17 protein-coding genes and 2 pseudogenes are annotated in these 16,305 nt (G+C 65.0%); 6 read left to right on the top strand and 13 right to left on the bottom strand.

Annotated elements, in window-relative coordinates; genetic code table 11:
- Nucleotide 1: 1 nt before the first annotated feature.
- From AC5Y5Z_RS15430 to AC5Y5Z_RS15410, 5 genes are all read right to left on the bottom strand, one after another.
- On the bottom strand, nt 2-1,174 hold the full coding sequence (locus AC5Y5Z_RS15430; RefSeq protein WP_499926162.1) for a cytochrome P450: 1,173 nt from the start codon (nt 1,172-1,174) through the stop codon (nt 2-4).
- Between the two features lie 35 nt (nt 1,175-1,209).
- Nucleotides 1,210-1,914 carry an NIPSNAP family protein gene (locus AC5Y5Z_RS15425; protein WP_499926032.1) on the bottom strand — a complete coding sequence of 235 codons (705 nt, stop codon included), beginning with the start codon at nt 1,912-1,914 and terminating at the stop codon, nt 1,210-1,212.
- 6 nt (nt 1,915-1,920) lie between these two features.
- Nucleotides 1,921-2,454 (bottom strand): hypothetical protein, encoded by a 534-nt coding sequence (locus AC5Y5Z_RS15420; RefSeq protein WP_499926030.1) that lies wholly within the window; start codon nt 2,452-2,454, stop codon nt 1,921-1,923.
- A gap of 80 nt (nt 2,455-2,534) precedes the next feature.
- On the bottom strand, nt 2,535-3,698 hold the full coding sequence (locus AC5Y5Z_RS15415; protein ID WP_499926028.1) for a CaiB/BaiF CoA transferase family protein: 1,164 nt from the start codon (nt 3,696-3,698) through the stop codon (nt 2,535-2,537).
- 23 nt (nt 3,699-3,721) lie between these two features.
- On the bottom strand, nt 3,722-3,934 hold the full coding sequence (locus tag AC5Y5Z_RS15410; protein ID WP_499926174.1) for a hypothetical protein: 213 nt from the start codon (nt 3,932-3,934) through the stop codon (nt 3,722-3,724).
- A 46-nt stretch (nt 3,935-3,980) separates the two neighbouring features.
- Here AC5Y5Z_RS15410 and AC5Y5Z_RS15405 point away from each other — a divergent pair, with 46 nt between their 5' ends.
- Entirely contained in the window at nt 3,981-4,415 is a 435-nt protein-coding gene (locus AC5Y5Z_RS15405; protein ID WP_499926026.1) for an SRPBCC family protein, read from the top strand.
- A 47-nt stretch (nt 4,416-4,462) separates the two neighbouring features.
- Here the strand turns inward: AC5Y5Z_RS15405 and AC5Y5Z_RS15400 are convergent.
- The 3 genes and pseudogenes from AC5Y5Z_RS15400 to AC5Y5Z_RS15390 all read right to left on the bottom strand — a co-directional run.
- Nucleotides 4,463-5,005, bottom strand: a pseudogene (locus AC5Y5Z_RS15400) (HNH endonuclease signature motif containing protein); the annotation flags it as partial.
- A 7-nt stretch (nt 5,006-5,012) separates the two neighbouring features.
- The gene (locus AC5Y5Z_RS15395) at nt 5,013-6,095 is read right to left on the bottom strand and encodes an IS110 family RNA-guided transposase (protein WP_499926024.1); all 1,083 of its coding nucleotides are present in this window, start codon (nt 6,093-6,095) and stop codon (nt 5,013-5,015) included.
- 235 nt (nt 6,096-6,330) lie between these two features.
- Nucleotides 6,331-7,380, bottom strand: a pseudogene (locus tag AC5Y5Z_RS15390) (DUF222 domain-containing protein); the annotation flags it as partial.
- A 400-nt stretch (nt 7,381-7,780) separates the two neighbouring features.
- On the opposite strand from AC5Y5Z_RS15390, the gene AC5Y5Z_RS15385 reads away from it, so the two are divergent.
- Both AC5Y5Z_RS15385 and AC5Y5Z_RS15380 read left to right on the top strand, forming a co-directional pair.
- The gene (locus AC5Y5Z_RS15385; RefSeq protein WP_499926022.1) at nt 7,781-8,050 is read left to right on the top strand and encodes a hypothetical protein; all 270 of its coding nucleotides are present in this window, start codon (nt 7,781-7,783) and stop codon (nt 8,048-8,050) included.
- 66 nt (nt 8,051-8,116) lie between these two features.
- Nucleotides 8,117-8,773 (top strand): DUF427 domain-containing protein, encoded by a 657-nt coding sequence (locus AC5Y5Z_RS15380; RefSeq protein ID WP_499926020.1) that lies wholly within the window; start codon nt 8,117-8,119, stop codon nt 8,771-8,773.
- Here the strand turns inward: AC5Y5Z_RS15380 and AC5Y5Z_RS15375 are convergent.
- The 3 genes from AC5Y5Z_RS15375 to AC5Y5Z_RS15365 are packed head-to-tail and all read right to left on the bottom strand — an operon-like array spanning nt 8,743 to nt 11,726.
- On the bottom strand, nt 8,743-9,915 hold the full coding sequence (locus AC5Y5Z_RS15375) for an acyl-CoA dehydrogenase family protein (RefSeq protein ID WP_499926018.1): 1,173 nt from the start codon (nt 9,913-9,915) through the stop codon (nt 8,743-8,745). The genes AC5Y5Z_RS15380 and AC5Y5Z_RS15375 overlap by 31 nt on opposite strands.
- Complete coding sequence (locus tag AC5Y5Z_RS15370) at nt 9,916-10,836, bottom strand: LLM class F420-dependent oxidoreductase (protein ID WP_499926016.1); 921 nt, start codon at nt 10,834-10,836, stop codon at nt 9,916-9,918.
- A gap of 5 nt (nt 10,837-10,841) precedes the next feature.
- A complete protein-coding gene (locus tag AC5Y5Z_RS15365) occupies nt 10,842-11,726 on the bottom strand; it encodes an acyl-CoA thioesterase (RefSeq protein ID WP_499926014.1) in 885 nt (294 codons plus the stop codon).
- Nucleotides 11,727-11,858: 132 nt separating this feature from the next.
- On the opposite strand from AC5Y5Z_RS15365, the gene AC5Y5Z_RS15360 reads away from it, so the two are divergent.
- The 3 genes from AC5Y5Z_RS15360 to AC5Y5Z_RS15350 are packed head-to-tail and all read left to right on the top strand — an operon-like array spanning nt 11,859 to nt 14,094.
- Nucleotides 11,859-12,683, top strand: a complete 825-nt coding sequence (locus AC5Y5Z_RS15360; RefSeq protein WP_499926160.1) for an SMP-30/gluconolactonase/LRE family protein — start codon at nt 11,859-11,861, stop codon at nt 12,681-12,683.
- Between the two features lie 35 nt (nt 12,684-12,718).
- Entirely contained in the window at nt 12,719-13,552 is an 834-nt protein-coding gene (locus AC5Y5Z_RS15355; protein WP_499926012.1) for a thioesterase family protein, read from the top strand.
- Nucleotides 13,549-14,094: a TetR/AcrR family transcriptional regulator gene (locus AC5Y5Z_RS15350; protein WP_499926010.1), complete on the top strand. Its 546-nt coding sequence runs from the start codon at nt 13,549-13,551 to the stop codon at nt 14,092-14,094. Before AC5Y5Z_RS15355 ends, AC5Y5Z_RS15350 begins: the two co-directional genes overlap by 4 nt.
- 63 nt (nt 14,095-14,157) lie before the next feature.
- On the opposite strand, the gene AC5Y5Z_RS15345 is transcribed toward AC5Y5Z_RS15350, so the two are convergent.
- Together AC5Y5Z_RS15345 and AC5Y5Z_RS15340 are read right to left on the bottom strand one after the other, a co-directional pair.
- The gene (locus AC5Y5Z_RS15345; protein WP_463827929.1) at nt 14,158-15,525 is read right to left on the bottom strand and encodes an FAD-binding oxidoreductase; all 1,368 of its coding nucleotides are present in this window, start codon (nt 15,523-15,525) and stop codon (nt 14,158-14,160) included.
- Nucleotides 15,522-16,292, bottom strand: coding sequence for a glucose 1-dehydrogenase (locus tag AC5Y5Z_RS15340; RefSeq protein ID WP_463827928.1), 771 nt, complete (start codon nt 16,290-16,292; stop codon nt 15,522-15,524). Before AC5Y5Z_RS15340 ends, AC5Y5Z_RS15345 begins: the two co-directional genes overlap by 4 nt.
- Nucleotides 16,293-16,305 lie beyond the last annotated feature (13 nt).

Raw genomic sequence — 16,305 nt, 5'->3', positions numbered from 1 at the left:
GTCAAACCTCCACCGGCAAGTTGTTCCAGCCCCATTGGAAACTCGACGGCAGCCGGGTCGCCCTGTCGTCCTGGATCTCGAAGTTCGGCACGCGGCGCAGCCATTCCTCAAGCAGCACAGAAACTTCCAATCTCGCGAGATGGAAACCGAGACAGAAGTGCTGGCCGCGGCCGAACACCAGGGAACGTCTTATCGGCCTGTCCCAGATGAATTCGTCGGGGTCCGGATATTCCCGTTCGTCCCGGTTCGCCGACGCGAGCAACGTGATGACCCGTTGTCCGGGTTCGATGGTCTGACCGTGAATCGTGAAGGGTTTGCGCGCAGTGCGGGCGAACCACTGCGCGGGTGCGCAGTACCGCAGTATCTCTTCCCGCGCGATCTGCACGTTGGCGGCGAGATCTGCTCGGACCGCGGCCATCTGATCGGGGCGTCGACTGAGCTCCCACAGCCCCGTAGCCACGATCTTGGGCACTGTCTCGGTGCCGCCGATGAAGACGCACAACATCTGGGTGGCCACCTCGATGTCGCTGAGCCCGCTACCGTCGGGCAGTTGATAAGCGAGAAGGCCATCAACGATCGGCAAGACGTTGCCGCCACCTTCCCGGTGACGTTCCACCACCGGAATCAGGAATTGCAGGTAGTTGGGCCGGGATTCGGCGGTGTCGACACCTTCGCCGGGCTGGGCGAGGCTGCCGGCGTTGACCGCCGCCAACACCTGCGGCGCGAGATCTGTTGATATGCCCAGTAAATCGCACACCATCGACGCCGCGACGATACCGCCGTACTCCTGGGTGAGATCGAATTCGCCGCGCGGTAACAGCAGGTCGAGGCGTTCGTTGGCCAGCGAGCGGATGCGGGTCTCCAGCGCGGTGACCGACCGCGGCCGGAACGGCTGGGAGTGTGCACGGCGTATCTCACCGTACAGGTCCGCGTCGAATACGGCGTGAAATGGCAAGGGGTGCAACGGTGGATCGGCGACCGGCCCGTCGTTGTGCTTGGCCAGCACCGAGGCCGGCGGCAACGTACCCTCCGATGCGACGAACGTCCCGTCGTTGACTTCCAGTACCCGCCAGATGTCGTCGAACCGGGAGAGCGCGAACGTATCCCACTGCGGCATGTAATACACCGGGTATTCGTCACGCAGGGTGCGGTAGTACACCGGCGGGTTCGCCATCACCTGCGGGTCGAAGGGGTCGTACCGGAAATCTGTCACTGCAACGGCGACGGTGGTAGCGCCTGCAGGATCGAATCCTCCCAGCCGTCGCGCAGAGCGGGCGCGACACTCATCCAGGTGACGATCTCCGCCGGTGGGCTGTCCTTCCACGACGGGTAGTGGTTGGCGAAGCATTCCCAGCCGCCTTCGAGCGCCCAGTAGTGGATGACCTCGTTGAAGCGGAAGGTGGTGGTGAAGGAGCCGAGCCAGTACTTGCCGGTGCTCTCCGACCACGGGACGTAGAGCCGTTCCAGTTCGCGGATGTAGTCGTCCTGCCGACCGGGCTTGGTCTGCATGATCTCCTGAATCACCAGACTCGCACTGAAATTGGCTTCTGTGAGTTGCGCGAGACTCCGGTTGCTCGGGCCCGCGTACATGATGCGTCCCTCTCCTTTGGCGCCGGTGTCGGACAGGAACGCCGACCACTTCCCGGCTGCCGCCTCATGGCTGCCGCCGCGGGCCTGCGCGGCGCCGATGCGTGCGTAGTCGGAGAACCCGTCGATCTCCCAGATCACGGTGACCTGGGGCCAGTGGCCGTTGAAGGGGGTGGACTCCCAGATCGCGAACAGCCGGGCACCGAGGTCTTCCATCATCGGTTGGTAGGTGTCGCTGAACACTTCGGTGAACCGGTCGCTGCGGCCGGCGCCCAGGTCGATCGTCTCGTGCAGGTAGAGCAGTGTGTGCCGGTAGTACTTTTTCATCCCCGGCTAGCCCAGCCAAGCCGAGTCGGTCAGCAGTGTTTCAATGGGATCTATTGAGAGATAAGGTATTCCGGCTGCGCGTAGCGCCTGCCCTTTGAATGCCCGGGCGGCGGCACTGAGCTGGTAGCGGGTGGTGGTCAGCCCACGGCTGACCCCGAGCGGCCAGCCCTCGCCCCACAGGGCGACTCCGGTGACGCGATTGCCCAGGGCCTGCCGCACCATCTCGCGGACGCAGTCGTAGGCCGCGAGAGCCTCGGCGCTGACGGCCAGACCCTGGCCCATCGGGCCCGTCATGTCGAAGTCGGATTCCAGGTCCAGCACCCGCACTCCCAGAATGCGCAGCGGCCGGGGATCGTAGCCCCGGGGCAGCATGACGTTGACTTCCCAGCCGGCCATCACCCGGTCAAAGAGCCAGCCTCCGGTCGTCTGCACGACGTCATCAGCGCCTGCGGCCACCACGTCGAGCCGGTGCCGTAGGACCTGGCCGTCGTCGCGAGTGCGTCGCGCCGCGCTCGTCACATTGATTGTTGAAATGACCATCAATCCGTACCTGTCGCGCTTGTCATGGGCTGTGCACAGCGTGACACTTTTGCGTAGTTTTGTAAAGCTCCCAGCTGCGTTCAGGAGTCGCGGCGAGACGCCAGCTCGGCAATCACCTCGTCGGTGTGCTGGCCCAGTTCTGGCGCCGTCCAGCGCGGCGACCAGGGCGTACCGTGGAAGTCCGCCGGCGTGGCCACCATCGGCACACCCGCCTCACCAGCTGGTACGTCGACGATCCCGCCGGCGGCATGGAACTGCTCGTCGGCGACGATGTCTTCCAGGGAGTTGATCGGCGACCAGAAGAAGTCCGGTTCGCCGGCGAAGAGTTCAGCCCATTCGTCGAGCGGCCTGGTCGCGAAGATCTCGTCCAGGCCGGCAATGAGTTGCACGGCGTTCTCGGCGCGGGCGCGGGCACTGGGGTATTGCGTAAGCCAGTCCGGCTTGCCCACCACCCGGCACAGCGCCGGCCAGTGGCGGTCGACTTCCAGTCCGACAATCCAGAACCGGCGGCCGTCGCCCGCTGCGTAGTTATTCATGCACGGATTGCCCATGGTCGTGCGTTGTCCGATCGCAATCGGTTGACCGGTGAGCAGATAGGTGTTGAGGTCGAAACTCACCGTGTACGCGCCCTGCCGGTACAGCGAGGTGGTCACCAGTTGGCCCTCGCCGGTGCGAGCGCGGGCCAGCAGCGCCGCGCACACAGCCGCGGCCAGCGTCATGCCGGCCGAATGATCACCCATGCCGCCGCGCTGGAACGGTGGGGTGTCGCCGGGCCGGGTAAGCAGGTGGGCGATCCCGCCGCGCGACCAGAATGCGGCCACGTCGAAAGCGGCGCGGTCGGCGTCCGGCCCGGATTCGCCGTAGCCGGTGATCAGGCCGTAGACCAACATCGGATTGCGGGTCGACACCGTCTCGTAGTCCAGCCCCAACCGCTGCAACGCTGCGGGCCGGACGTTGGTGACGAAAACATCTGCGTCGGAGAGCAATTCGAATGCGGTCTCGCGACCGGCAACGGTCGTCAGGTCCAGGACGACGCTGCGCTTGGACCGGTTGTCCATCTCGAACGGCGGGTTCACCCCGAGATCGCAGCCCAGCATCCGGCCGAATAACCGTCCGGGGTCACCGGTGGGCGGTTCGATCTTGATGACGTCGGCGCCCCAGTCGGCCAAGATGCCCGCGGTCGCAGGGCCGGCGACCCATACCCCGAGCTCTACGACTTTGGTGCCCTCCATCGGTCCAGCCATGACAGGGACCTTAATCAGCCGCGTCAGAACGGAGGTTCGTCGGGCAGCAGTTCGTGGGGTGGTGTGTCGGGTGCCCAGTCCTTGGGGAGGTCTTCGGGTTCGCGGGGGTCGTTGATCCAGGTGCTGAACGGGCTGGTGCTGGGCGCGCCGCCGTTAGAGATGAGCGGCCCCGCAGGCGATTCCGCAGAGCCCCGCGAAGGAGCGGAATTGACCAGCGGGCCATCCACGATGCGCACGGGCCTAACATCGTTCGGGCCGGTAACCGATCGCGCAGGGAGTCACATGGTCACGATCAACGTGGAGCGCACGATCAGAGCATCGCCGGAGCGTGTCTTCTCCTGGCTTGCCGACCCCGCGGACCTGACGACCGCTCCTTTGATCCTCAGAGCTGGATGGGCGAAAAATTCCTCGCAGCCCGGCGTAGGCGCACTTCGGCAGGCTACCGCTGTCGGCATGTGGCTCCGCGAGGAAATCACCGCGTACGACCCGCCGAGGACCTACTCGTATCGGATCATCCGTTCTTTCCCTGGTTTCAAGCACGAGGGCGGGACGCTGACTCTGACCCCGTCCGGCGACGGCACCCATGTGCGTTGGTCGACCACCTATACGCACCCACTTCACTCGGGCGGGAAGGCACTGGAAGCCGTCACCTCCCGGCTATTCCCGTGGAACTTTCGAGCGATCCTTGACTCCTGCGCGAGTGCTTTGGAGAGCTAGTGTTACGACTCGCGCTGACGCTGACCTGCTGACTTTCGTCAGCCGCGTCAGAACGGAGGTTCGTCGGGCAGCAGTTCGTGGGGTGGTGTCTCGGGTGCCCAGTCCTTCGGGAGGTCTTCGGGTTCGCGGGGGTCGTTGATCCAGGTGCTGAACGGGCTGGTGCTGGGCGCGCCGCCTTTGAAGAGGAGCAACATGTCGCGCATGTGATTTCGCCAACGCCGGTCGGCGATCTCCTGTTTGCGGGCTTGGGCCAGCTCGCGACGTTGCTCGTTGATCGGGCGGAATTCTCGATTATGCTTGCGAGCCCGCATGATTCGGCTCGCGCGTTGCTTGGACCGGCTGCGCCGGTTCGGTGTCGGCGGCGCACAGGGTGGGCGACCGACTGTCGGGAACAGATCGACTCCGGCGGGTGAGGTTCGATAGGTCCGCCCCAGAGGCGAGGTCCACACCACCGTCCCGTCAGGCAGTTGCTGATCTCGCCAGCCACCGAAGGTTTTGAGCCGATGGTGCTGGCGGCACAGGCATTTGAGGTTTTCGAACACCGTGCGTCCGCCGGCTTCGGGGTTCTGGTGGTTGAACGGGACGGTGTGGATGCTCCTATGCACCGTCAAGGGTGGCTGCTGGCGGGTTCAAATCGGCTTGAAGTGCGCGGTAGAGCTCGCGGATTACTGCGCGTTTGAGGCAACGGATGATCTCCTTGGTGGTTTTACCTTCTTGGGTTCGACGTTCGACGTAGCGCTTGGTTGTCTCGTGCCAGCGAAGTCTGTTGACGACGATCAGGTGGATCGAGCTGTTGGCGCTGCGGTCGCCGCCGCGGTGTAGGCGGTGGCGGCTGGTGTTTCCGCTGCTTGCTGGGATGGGGGCAACGCCGCATAGTCGCGCCAAAGATGCCTCGGATTTGAGCCGATCGATGTTTTGGCCGGCGGTGGTAAGAAGTTGCCCGGCGGCTTCAGTGCCTACGCCATTGACGGCCAGCAGGTTGGGTGCGTGATGGGTCAAAACGGCGCTGAGTTCGGCGTTTGCGTCGGCGATCTCGAGGTCAAGCATTTGGATTCGCTTGGCCAACCTGCGCAGCATCCGACGGGCGCCGACGGTGGGATCATCGAGTGAGTGGGTGCGAGGAATGCGCAGCCGGGCGCAACGTACCACCAGGGCAGCACGGTCATAGTCAGCCAATTTCGTACGCAACTCCTCAGGGGCGCACCACAGCAGGCCATGAATCTGAGCCAGTGCGGCCCTGCGTGCTTTGACCGCGCCGCGCCGGGTCGCACGGATCTGACGCACAGCCTCGACATAGCCGTCTCGGCACTTGGGCGTGGTCGTTGCCAGCTCACTTATGACCGCACGTGCGGCGTTAATCGCATCGATCGGGTCAGACTTGCCCTGCCGGCGACGATCTTGGCGGTTCGGCCGCGACACCTCGATCACTGTCACCGCTTGAGACTGCAAATAGCGCTGCAGACCCGCACCATAAGAGCCGGTGCCCTCCACTCCGGCCTTGACGACCGACCCAAACGAGCACATCCATGTGTAGAGCTGGCGGTAGCCGGCCCGGGTGGCAGGAAATTCACGATCGCCCAACAATTTTCCAGTACTTGCGTCGAGCGCTGCGCCGTGATGCGTCGACTTGTGGGTATCGATTCCAGCGACGATGTGACGAGTGCCCGCTTGGCTTGTCATGCTTATACCTGCCGTCCTCTGTTCCGGTGGATGGGTGGCGCCACCGGCGTTGACGGTTGGACAAGACAGAAATGGGCAGCTTGTGGCGCAAGCTCCTATGAAGTCACAGCCGTCGCGTCGGTGACGTCAAGCGCGTCACCCGCGGCAGGGGCCGACAGATCCACACAAAGACAACCGCCGGCGTCAATCGAAGTCAGAGTCAGACCGCCACCGCGAGCGACAACCCATCTTCTCTGTCAAGATCGCAACGCATCGCCGGTCGCCCGCATCCGGGAAACCTGCAGGTCAGGTCGCGGCACCGTACTGCCCGCTCCAACGAGGCCGGGGGCTGATAGGCCAGCGCCTGCGCCGGAGTGGTGTAAGGGTTGATCACATGTAGTGCTGCGGTGGCCACCAGCTGCTGTACCTGCTCGGCGTCGATCACCCCGTAGCCCTCCAGATAACCCGGTTCGGCGCCGGTGCGGGCCACGGTTTGATCGGTGGCGATCACGTTGATGACCACCCGCGCCCCACCCGCGGGATCGGCGGCCTTCTCGGTCTTTGCCGGGCAGTCGGGCTGTCCACACCCGCACGCCAGCCGGCTCCCCATGACTAAAGACCACAGCGCGTCGGCTCGACGTTGATCCATCGTGCGTGGATCCCCGGGGCATACGCCTTTGGCCAGTTGCGAAAGCCGCTGATCGAACGCCGTCGCTACCGGCGTGGTGACCTTGCCGCGCAGCTCGGCCACCCCGTCCTCAGTCGCGGTCACCACGATATGGCGTTCGTCCTCTTTGGCCTGGCGCTGCTCATGGATGGCATCGGGATCCGCAGCGCGGACCGCGGCATCAACGGCGTTGATGATGCGCCGCCGAGACCAGCCGTGCCACCTACCGATCCGTTTGGCCAGCGACCGATCCAACTGGGCAATCACTTCGTCGTCGTTGACCAGCTCGGTGCGGGTAATGATCAACCGTACGGTCCGCCAGTCGGTCAACCCTTGGGCCAGCAGCTCGGCGATCTCCGGTAGCCGGGTATCGAGAGTCTCGGCGTAACCCACCACGAAACTGGCGGCCATCGGCGACAGGTTCATCGCCGCAGCTACGTCCGCCGACGTTAGGTGATACCCGTCCATAGTGGCGTACCCACGTTCCTCATCGCGCTCTTGTACGGCGTCGAGCCGGTGTCGCAACAACGCGGCCACCGCTGCCATCTGCTGAGCCATCAGCACCGACTCTTCGCGCTGTAACGACTCCACCTTCGCCACCAGCGCATTGGCACTCAGGTCCTCGAACTCATCGAACATACATTCGATTGTGCCATGTGGGTGTGACAATTCCTGTGATGTCAAAGTTCATGGTGGCAGTTCCAGGGATGCGACCCGCGGGGGTTGCGCCGCCTGTCGAAATCGGATTCGTCACGAATAATGCGCCTGTCCTGCAGTCAGTTTGCGGCACCATTCAGGCCCAACCCCGTATGCAGTCAATGAGAACGACACTGTTGCCGTTAAGCCCTCTACCCTCAAAGTCAATCACCATGACGCATCAGGCCACCGGCCTGGTCCGGTCGCAACGCCGCCGGGCGCGGCCTCCGCTCACGGACGCCCTCCGTTCATTCGCGTAGACCATTGGACGCCTGGCCGTCGTTAAGATAGCCGTGCAGATACACGGGACCGGTCGGCAGATGCGTATGCCGAGGAGGAACAAATGGCCGCCAACAACACTCCGTCATCTCTGAAGCTCAGTTGGAATCCTGGCAAAGGCCGTGATTTTTTGCGCCGCTCCGATGGCGCTGAGTACTCAATCGGGACGGGGCGCAAGGGCACCTACGAGTGGGTGTTCAAGGACGGTCTGCACTCCGCATACTTCTTCGCAAACGGTGTCCAAACGCGCACGCCAGTCGTACTGATGCCGCCACAGAGCAGCTGGAAGCGCGCTTACCAGGCGTGCGTCGATCACAACAAGGCCGGCCTCTGAGCCGGCGGGTTAACTGAGCATGCTCTCCCTAACACCTCGACCTCCGTCGAGATCGGAGACATGCCCATGAGTCTGGTAACTGGCCACGGTCCGTTGAGCAGCAACCCGGCCGGACGCTTCGTTCCGCCGATACCCGCCAAAGTTATCTACATCGAGCCGCATCCGCGTCGAATCCAGGCAATCATCAACGGCCGCACCGTCATCGACACCGAGAAGGCCCTGCTGGTACACCGGCCAGACCGCCCGCTCAGTTACGCCTTCCCCGCCGATGCGGTCGCCGACCTACCCAGCGAGCCCGAACCCGAGGCACCGGGTTACCGGCACGTGCCCTGGGACGCCGTGGACACCTGGTTCGAAGAGGGGCGCAAACTGGTCCACTACCCGCCGAATCCGTATCACCGTGTCGACTGCCGTCCGACTAATCGGCGCCTCAGCGTAAGCATTGACGGCACCGTCTTGGTCGATACCGACGACACGGTCGCAGTGTTTGAAACCGCGTTGCCAGCAAGGCTTTACGTATCACCACAACACGTGCGCACCGACCTGCTGCGCAAGACCGACACCGCCACCTACTGCAACTACAAGGGCTTCGCGACGTACTGGGCAGCAGCCGGCAGAGAAGTTGCCTGGAGCTACGAGGACCCGCTGCCCGAAACTCGGCCCATCAAAGGCTATTTCAGCTTCGATGCCGCTCAGGCCGAGGTGGAGGCCGAACTACCGTAGGCGGGCCGCCCCAGCCGCAATTCATGCTGGGCAATCATATTGCGGAACACCTCCAACGAGCCGCCGTAGATGCCCACCGGCACCGCCAGTCGCGAAACCTGTTCGGTCGCACCATCATCGGGTGATCCCTTGGCATCCGTCGGCAGCACCGACGCCGGACCAAGGAGTTCCATCAGATCCCGGGAGATATCCCGCATCGTCTGCGCGATCGCGACCCGGCCATACATCCCCGGGGTGGACAGCGAAGCCTCGATTTGCGCACAACTGCGCCCGAGTCGGTATGCCACGCCCCCGTCGTCCACATCGACCAAGCCGGCCACCCCGTCCAGCGCCTCAGCCATCAGCATGCCCTGCATCACCATCGCCGCAACATCCTGCAGGCCATGGTCTTCGGTTTCGGTGAGGCCGTGCTCGGAGTCGAGCGCTGCCCGCATCACCGTCCAGCCGCCGTTGACTTCACCGATGCGGTAGAGGTCGTCGACTCGCACATCGCTGTAGAAGACGATGTTGGTGCGGTCACCGTCCAGCGTGCGGATGCCCTGGATCTCGATCCCGGGCGAGTCGAGCGGCACCAGAAACATGGTGAGACTCTGGTGTTTCGGTGCTTGCGGGTCGGTGTTGGTGAGCAGGAATACGTATTTCGCGTTCTGCGCGTTGGAGGTGAACATCTTGGAGCCATTAATGATCCAGCTAGACCCATCCGCCTCCCGTACCGCGCGGGTCTTGCAGGTGGCGACGTCCGACCCACCCTCCGGCTCGGTGTAACCCAGACACAACCGGATGTGGCCGGAAAGCACCCCCGGCAATACCTTCTCGGCGAGTTCCCGGGCCCCGAACTGTTGCACCAGGTGCGCAACCACCGATGTGGTGCCCCAGTGGTACCACGGTGTGTGCGCCCGCGCGATTTCCAGATTGAAGATCCGCCGGCGCACCGGACTGAACCCGCCGTCGGACTCGTCGTTCCAATCTGCGGCCAGATAGCCGGCTTCGCCGAGCGCTAGATGTACCTTCTCATCGAAGTTTTCGCCGAACTCACGATTCCGCGCCAACACCTCGGAGGTGACCAGCGACGTCACCAACGCCTGAGTCCGATCGTAGAAGGCCTGGTCGTCGGCGGAGAGTTCTACTCGCGAGAAGTCCATTCAGATCACATCGATCACCGAAGAGCGGAACCGGTCTATGGTTTCCAGGATGTGCGTCAGGCTGTCGCCGGGCAGATGCACCGTGACCCACGTAACACCCAGTGCTGCAAGCTTTTCCAGGCCACCCAAATAGGCATCGGCGTTGAAGTCGTCGGTCGCCGGATTGCCGCCGTCGAAGTTGGTGAACGTCACATCCACCGCCGACCAGTCGCGGCCCAGAGATTCACACCGGCGCCGCAGATCGTCGATACCGGAGGCGAGCTTGTCCATGGAGTCGATGGAGGCGGTGCCCGCGGTACGAGCCAGGCCCGCCGGTGCGGGAAATGGGCACCAGCCGTCGCCGAATTGAGCCACCCGTTGACGAGCCGTGGTCGTGTTGCCGCCCACCCAGATCGGCGGGTGCGGATGGCTCGAAGGGCGCGGATGCGCGGTGATGCCACGCGCGGTGAAATGCTTGCCCTCAAAAGAGATATTGTCAGACGTCCACACGGTGCGGATGACTTCGAGCGCTTCTTCGAACAACTCGGCACGCTCGTCGTAGTCCACACCGAGCGCGGCGAACTCCTTCTTGAGGTAACCGACTCCCACCGCCAGCGTGAAACGACCACCCGACAGCACGTCCAATGTTGCCCCGGACTTGGCCACCACGAACGGGTTTCGGTAGGGCAGCACCACGATGTTGGGGATCAACCGCAACGTCGTCGTCCGGGCGGCCGCATACCCGAGTGCGACAAAGGGATCCAGCGCATCGTGACCACCGGCCTCCAGCCAGCGCTGCGATGGCGCCGGGTGGTCGGTGAAGCCGAAGCCGTGTATACCGGCTTGTTCGACGGCAGCGGCGACCGTCGCGATACCGGCCCCAGAGATCAGCTCCGGGTTGTACGGATGACTGTGCATCGGGTGAGTGACGGTGAAACGCATGGGATTCAGAACCGTGCCCGTGCGTCGATCGACGTGTCGGTGGTGCGTAACGGGCGGATCAGTGCCTCTTGCGCGAAGGAGCACAGCAGCTCGCCGCCCTCGGTATGCACCGTGCCGCGCACATAGGACATCCCGGCACCCACTTGGGTGCTCTCGTGGCTGTAAAGCAGCCAGCCGTCCCAGCGCACCGGTTCATGGAATGAGACGAAGATCGACATCGGCGCGGTGGAGACGGTCAAGTGCGCCTGGGCGGTGCCGATGCCCTCATGGGCGCGCATAGTCGTTGAAATCCCCAGGTGGCCAGTGAAATACGCGATCAATGCCTTGGCGAGGTCGTCCCGGGAAGGGATCGGGTCGTAGTGCAACCAGGCGTGCAATTCAGGTGGTCCGACCTCGTCGGGACTGTTGACGTCGACCACGTCGACGAGGCGCAGTTCCCGACCGATCATCGGCATCTCCGACACGTTCGCGTCCGCGGGCGCGGCGACCTCGGGTCGCGGCTGGTGATGGCGAATCACGTCCTCGGTCGGGACATCGGTCAGAACCGTCACGACCACGCAGCGCTTCTGGTTCTGGTACACCGAGATGACCGCGGTCGCCGTCGACCTGCCCTCGTTGAGCACGTCGAGGACGAGTTCGATCGGCGGCCCGACCATGATCGCGCGGGCGAAGACCGCGTGCGCCGATCGCACCGACTTGCCCTGGAACCGGGTTGCCGCCGCCACAATCGCCTGGGCTACCACCTGGGTGCCTTCCACCACCTGCCGGCCGTCCTGCCCGGGCAGCCCGGTCTCGGCGGCGTAGCGATCAACTCCGTCGATGGCCTGCACGGCGAAAAGATCCAGCAGGCCCGCGACCGACCATTGGGCCTGGTCAGATTCTGTCGTCAATGCGTTCACCTCTTGCTCCGGCAGCTCTCGCCCAGCGTGACAGTTTGCGCATTGTTTGTAAAGCTAGGTAAGGGTCTGCGGCCACAACGCGCGTTGACAGCGATACCCGCAGTGCATGACACTTCTGCAGTGATTTGTAAAGGCTCGGCGGCGGCCCCGCTCGCCGACGGCTTTTGCTTCGGCGAGGGTCCGCGCTGGTTCGAGGGATTGCTCTGGTTCTCCGACATGCTCGGGGAAGCAGTTCACACCGTGGACATGCGCGGCTCCCTGACCACGGTGCCGTTGCCGGGTCGCACGCCTGCGGGTCTGGGGTTCCGGCCCGACGGCTCGCTGCTGATCGTGTCGACCGAAGACCGGGTGGTGCTGAGCTACGACGGCGAGGCCGTCGTCCCTGTCGCCGACCTCTCCGAGCTCGCCCCGGCCAGCCTCGGCGACATGGTCGTAGACGACTCCGGACGCGCCTACATCGGATCGCAGGCATTCCACGGCGGGCTGATCATCCGCCTCGATCCGGACGGCCGCGCCGTCGTCGTCGCCGACGACCTCGACTTCCCCAACGGGATGGTCATCACCGAAGACCGCAGGACCTTGATCGTCGCCGAGTCGGTCGGCCGGCGGTTGACCGCGTTCAGCATCGGGGACGACGGCGCCTTGCACGACCGCCGGGTCTTCGCCGACAATCTCGACGGTCCCCCGGACGGCATCGCGCTGGATGCGCAGGGTGGGGTGTGGGCGGCGATGACGCTGGCCCACCAGTTCGAACGGATCGTTGCCGGCGGCGAGGTGACTGACCGTGTTGACATGGAAGACCGGGTGGCGATCGCCTGCGCGTTGGGCGGCCCGGAGCGGCGCACCCTGTTTCTACTGTCGAGCACCGATGCTTATCCCAAGCGCTTGGTGGGCACCCGGCTGTCGCGGTTGGACGCCGTGCGGGTCGAGATTCCCGGCCTGCCCTGAACGTAAGGTCTGCCGTGACACGAAAAGGTGAATGAATGTCCGACTCGTATTACGAGCTGATAGGCGATGGCGCGCACGGCGAGCAGTTCCGGGCCACCGACCTGGCTCGGGGCACCTGGTCGGCCACGATCCAGCACGGTGCGCCGGTGTCGGCGTTGCTGGTGCGCGGGTTGGAGCGTTGCGAGGCGCGCGACGACACCCGGCTGAGTCGCGTCGTCGTCGACCTGCTGGGCCCGGTCCCTGCCGACGGCGACCTGTGGATGCGATCCCGGATCGAGCGCGGGGGCAAGCAGATCGAACTGGTGACCGCCGAGATGCTGGCGCCGGGTCCCGACGGGCAGCCCCGGCCGGTGGCCCGCGCCAGCGGTTGGCGACTGCAACAACTCGGCACACAGGCGGTCGCGCACGCGTCGATCCTGTTGCCGCGCCCACGATCCGAGGCGCGCGAACGCAACATGAAGGCGCAGGGCTGGGACCGCAATTACGTGCACAGCCTGGAATGGCTGTGGCTGACCGAGCCGCTGGCCCCGGGGGGCGGTGAATCCTGGATCAGACCGATCGCCGACCTGGTCGCCGGTGAGGCGATGACCCCGCTGGAACGGTTGTTCGCGGTGGCTGACTGCGCCAACGGCATCGGCAGCACGCTGGACATCAGCAAATGGACTTTCCTCAACACCGATCTGGCGGTGCACGTGTTCCGGGTCCCGGACGGGGACTGGATCGGGATCCGAGCGGAGACAAGTTACGGGCCCGACGGGATCGGCACGACGATCGGGTCATTGTTCGACGAAACGGGTGCGGTCGGGGCCATCCAGCAGTCGGTGCTGGTACGGCCCCGACCGCCTAAGCCGCCGAAGGTGCAGTCATGACTCAAGCCTCTGAAATGGACACCTTCGAGTCCGACAGTTCCACGCGACTGCGCATCCTGGCGGCCACCGCTGAGGTGCTGGCGCGCAGCGGCAAGACCAAGCTCAGCCTCTCCGAGGTCGCCACCCAGGCCGGGGTGTCCAGGCCTACGCTGTACCGCTGGTTTGCCTCCAAAGAGGAGCTGATGTCGGCGTTCTCCCGCTACGAACGCGAGGTCTTCGAAAGCGGCATAGCTAAAGCCACCGCCGGGCTCAAGGGTGTCGAAAGACTCGACGCCGCAATGCGATTCATCGTTGACTTCCAATATTCCTACTCCGGTGTGCGGATGGTCGACATCGAACCCGAACACGTCATCTCGCAAATGGGTGGGGTGATCCCGGAGATGCGCGCAGGCCTGCAACGGCTAATCCCGGGCCCCAACGCCGCGGTCAAGGCAGCAACGGTCATTCGAATCGCCATCTCGCACTACGTGGTTCGCAGCGACGACGCCGACCAGTTCCTGGCGCAGTTGCGGCACGCCGTCGGCATCAAGAACACCGACTAGCCCGGCAACCTCGGTGCGCGAGCAGACGCAAAAGCCCCCTGAGGGGGCGCTTTTTAGGGGCTTTTACGTCTGCTCGCGCGAGAACAGCACCGCCGCATTGAGATAACCCGTCGGGTCCAACGCCGCCTTCAGTGTCCGCATCGCCGCGATATCCGCCGCCTCGCGGGACATACCCAGATACGGCCGCTTGCGGGTGCCGACCCCGTGCTCGGAGCTGACGTTGCCACCGCACCCGGCGACCAGGTCCATCATCTGCGCATACAGCTCGTCCTCGCGGTCCGCCGGAAAGCGCAACACGTTGAAATGCAGGTTGCCCTCGCCGACGTGGCCGAACAGCAACGGCAGCGCCTCGGAAACCGAACCGGTCACCAACTCCACTGCCCTACAGGCGAAATCAGAGATCGCCGACAACGGCAGCGACACGTCGAACTTCAGCGGCGGCCCGTGCCCGCCCAATACCTCGGCCAGTGATTCCCGGACACGCCACAACCGTTGCTGCGCAGCCACATCCACGCCCACCGCCGGCTCCCCGCACAACCGCACTCCGTCGAGCAACTCAGCCAACCGCTCGCTCTGATCATGGTCGGCGGCCAACTCCACCAGCAGCAACCAGTCACCGGGCACCGGCGGAGGCACCCCGAGCTCGGACTGGACCAGCGCGGCGGCCCGGCCGTCGATCATCTCCAACGCGGCGATCCCGTCGACCTCGGCGAACTGCCGGCCAACGTCGACCAGCTCCGCGAGATCGTCGAACCCGCAGACCGCCGTCACCCGGTGCGCCGGGGTCGGGTGCAGCCGCAGGTCCAGCGCGGTGATGACGCCCAGGGTGCCTTCGGCGCCGACGAACAGCGCGGGCAGGTCGTAACCGGTGTTGTCCCGGCGCACCCGGCTGTGCCGGCGCAGCACTGTCCCGTCGGGCAGCGCCACGTCCAGACCGACGATCTGCTCGCCCATGTTGCCGTAGCGCACCGTGCGTAACCCGCCGGCATTCGTCGAAGCCATCCCGCCGACGGTCGCGGTAGCGCGGGCCGCCAGGTCGACGCCGAACACCAGGCCCGCCGCCGAAGCGGCCTGCTGCACCGCCGCCAGGGTGGCTCCGGCACCGGCCGCCACCCGGCGTTCCGACGAGTCGACATCACCTACGGCACAGAGCCTTTCGGTGGACAACAACACGTCGTCGTGCTCGGGAACGGCGCCGGCCACCAGCGAGGTCCGGCCACCCTGCACGGTCACGAAGGCGCCGGCATCGCGGCACACCCGCAGCACCTGCGCGACCTCGTCGGCCGAACCCGGGCGTACCAGCGCGCTGGCACGACCGCGGTACCGTCCGGTGTGGTCGACGCTGCGACCGGCGAGCACGTCGGGATCGGTGACGACGTGATTGGCGCCCACCACATCCCGCAACGCGCCGGCCAGACCCGCCGCGGTCATCCAGCGCTGAAATCTTTATGGTTCACGTCGGTCACCAAGCCGCCGTCCATGATGAACTCGCTGCCCGTCGCGTAGGACGCCTCGTCGCTGGCCAGGAAAACCACGAAGGTCGCCACTTCGCGCGCCTCGGCGGGACGTCCCAGCGGAATGGTGACCATGTCCTCGGGCAGGTGGGCGGTCATCGGGGTGCGGATGAAGCCGGGGTGCAGCGAATTCACCCGGATGTTGAGCGGCGCCAGTTCCAGTGCCGCCGACTTGGTGATGCCCCGCACCGCCCACTTGGACGCGACGTACGGATGCACCATCGGCGCGCCCCGGATCCCTTCGATCGAGGACACGTTGATGATGGACCCGCCGCCGGCCTCGGTCATCGGGTCGACGGCCGCGCGCATGCCCAGGAAGGTGCCGGTCAGATTGACGTCGAGCACCTGCTGCCACTTGTCCATCCGGAACGCGCGCAACGGCCCGGCCGCGACGATGCCGGCATTGTTGACCAGCACGTCGAGCTTCCCGAATTCGCCGGTCGCGGTGGCGACCGCTGCTTCCCACTGGTCCTGTTGGGTGACGTCGAGGTGGACGTAGCGCGCCGAGTCACCGATTGCTTCGTTGATTTCGGAGGCCAGTGCGCTGCCCTCGTCGTCTCGGATGTCGCCGATCACCACCTTGGCGCCTTCGGCGGCCAGCAGCCGCGCGTCCTCGGCGCCCATTCCGCGGGCGCCGCCGCTGATCAGCGCGACCTTGCCCTCGACCCGTCCCGGTCGTTCCATTGAGAGTCCTTTC

The organism is Mycobacterium sp. NGS29, assembly GCF_059812965.1.
This window is presented reverse-complemented; position numbering and strand designations above follow the sequence as displayed.

What these genes read in the sequence shown, in the direction of transcription:
- AC5Y5Z_RS15430 (WP_499926162.1), bottom strand. Translation starts at nt 1,174, where the DNA reads ATGGCGAACCCGCCGGTGTACTACCGCACCCTGCGTGACGAATACCCG.
- AC5Y5Z_RS15425 (WP_499926032.1), bottom strand. Translation starts at nt 1,914, where the DNA reads ATGAAAAAGTACTACCGGCACACACTGCTCTACCTGCACGAGACGATC.
- AC5Y5Z_RS15420 (WP_499926030.1), bottom strand. Translation starts at nt 2,454, where the DNA reads ATGGTCATTTCAACAATCAATGTGACGAGCGCGGCGCGACGCACTCGC.
- AC5Y5Z_RS15415 (WP_499926028.1), bottom strand. Translation starts at nt 3,698, where the DNA reads ATGGCTGGACCGATGGAGGGCACCAAAGTCGTAGAGCTCGGGGTATGG.
- AC5Y5Z_RS15405 (WP_499926026.1), top strand. Translation starts at nt 3,981, where the DNA reads ATGGTCACGATCAACGTGGAGCGCACGATCAGAGCATCGCCGGAGCGT.
- AC5Y5Z_RS15395 (WP_499926024.1), bottom strand. Translation starts at nt 6,095, where the DNA reads ATGACAAGCCAAGCGGGCACTCGTCACATCGTCGCTGGAATCGATACC.
- AC5Y5Z_RS15385 (WP_499926022.1), top strand. Translation starts at nt 7,781, where the DNA reads ATGGCCGCCAACAACACTCCGTCATCTCTGAAGCTCAGTTGGAATCCT.
- AC5Y5Z_RS15380 (WP_499926020.1), top strand. Translation starts at nt 8,117, where the DNA reads ATGAGTCTGGTAACTGGCCACGGTCCGTTGAGCAGCAACCCGGCCGGA.
- AC5Y5Z_RS15375 (WP_499926018.1), bottom strand. Translation starts at nt 9,915, where the DNA reads ATGGACTTCTCGCGAGTAGAACTCTCCGCCGACGACCAGGCCTTCTAC.
- AC5Y5Z_RS15370 (WP_499926016.1), bottom strand. Translation starts at nt 10,836, where the DNA reads ATGCGTTTCACCGTCACTCACCCGATGCACAGTCATCCGTACAACCCG.
- AC5Y5Z_RS15355 (WP_499926012.1), top strand. Translation starts at nt 12,719, where the DNA reads ATGTCCGACTCGTATTACGAGCTGATAGGCGATGGCGCGCACGGCGAG.
- AC5Y5Z_RS15350 (WP_499926010.1), top strand. Translation starts at nt 13,549, where the DNA reads ATGACTCAAGCCTCTGAAATGGACACCTTCGAGTCCGACAGTTCCACG.
- AC5Y5Z_RS15345 (WP_463827929.1), bottom strand. Translation starts at nt 15,525, where the DNA reads ATGACCGCGGCGGGTCTGGCCGGCGCGTTGCGGGATGTGGTGGGCGCC.
- AC5Y5Z_RS15340 (WP_463827928.1), bottom strand. Translation starts at nt 16,292, where the DNA reads ATGGAACGACCGGGACGGGTCGAGGGCAAGGTCGCGCTGATCAGCGGC.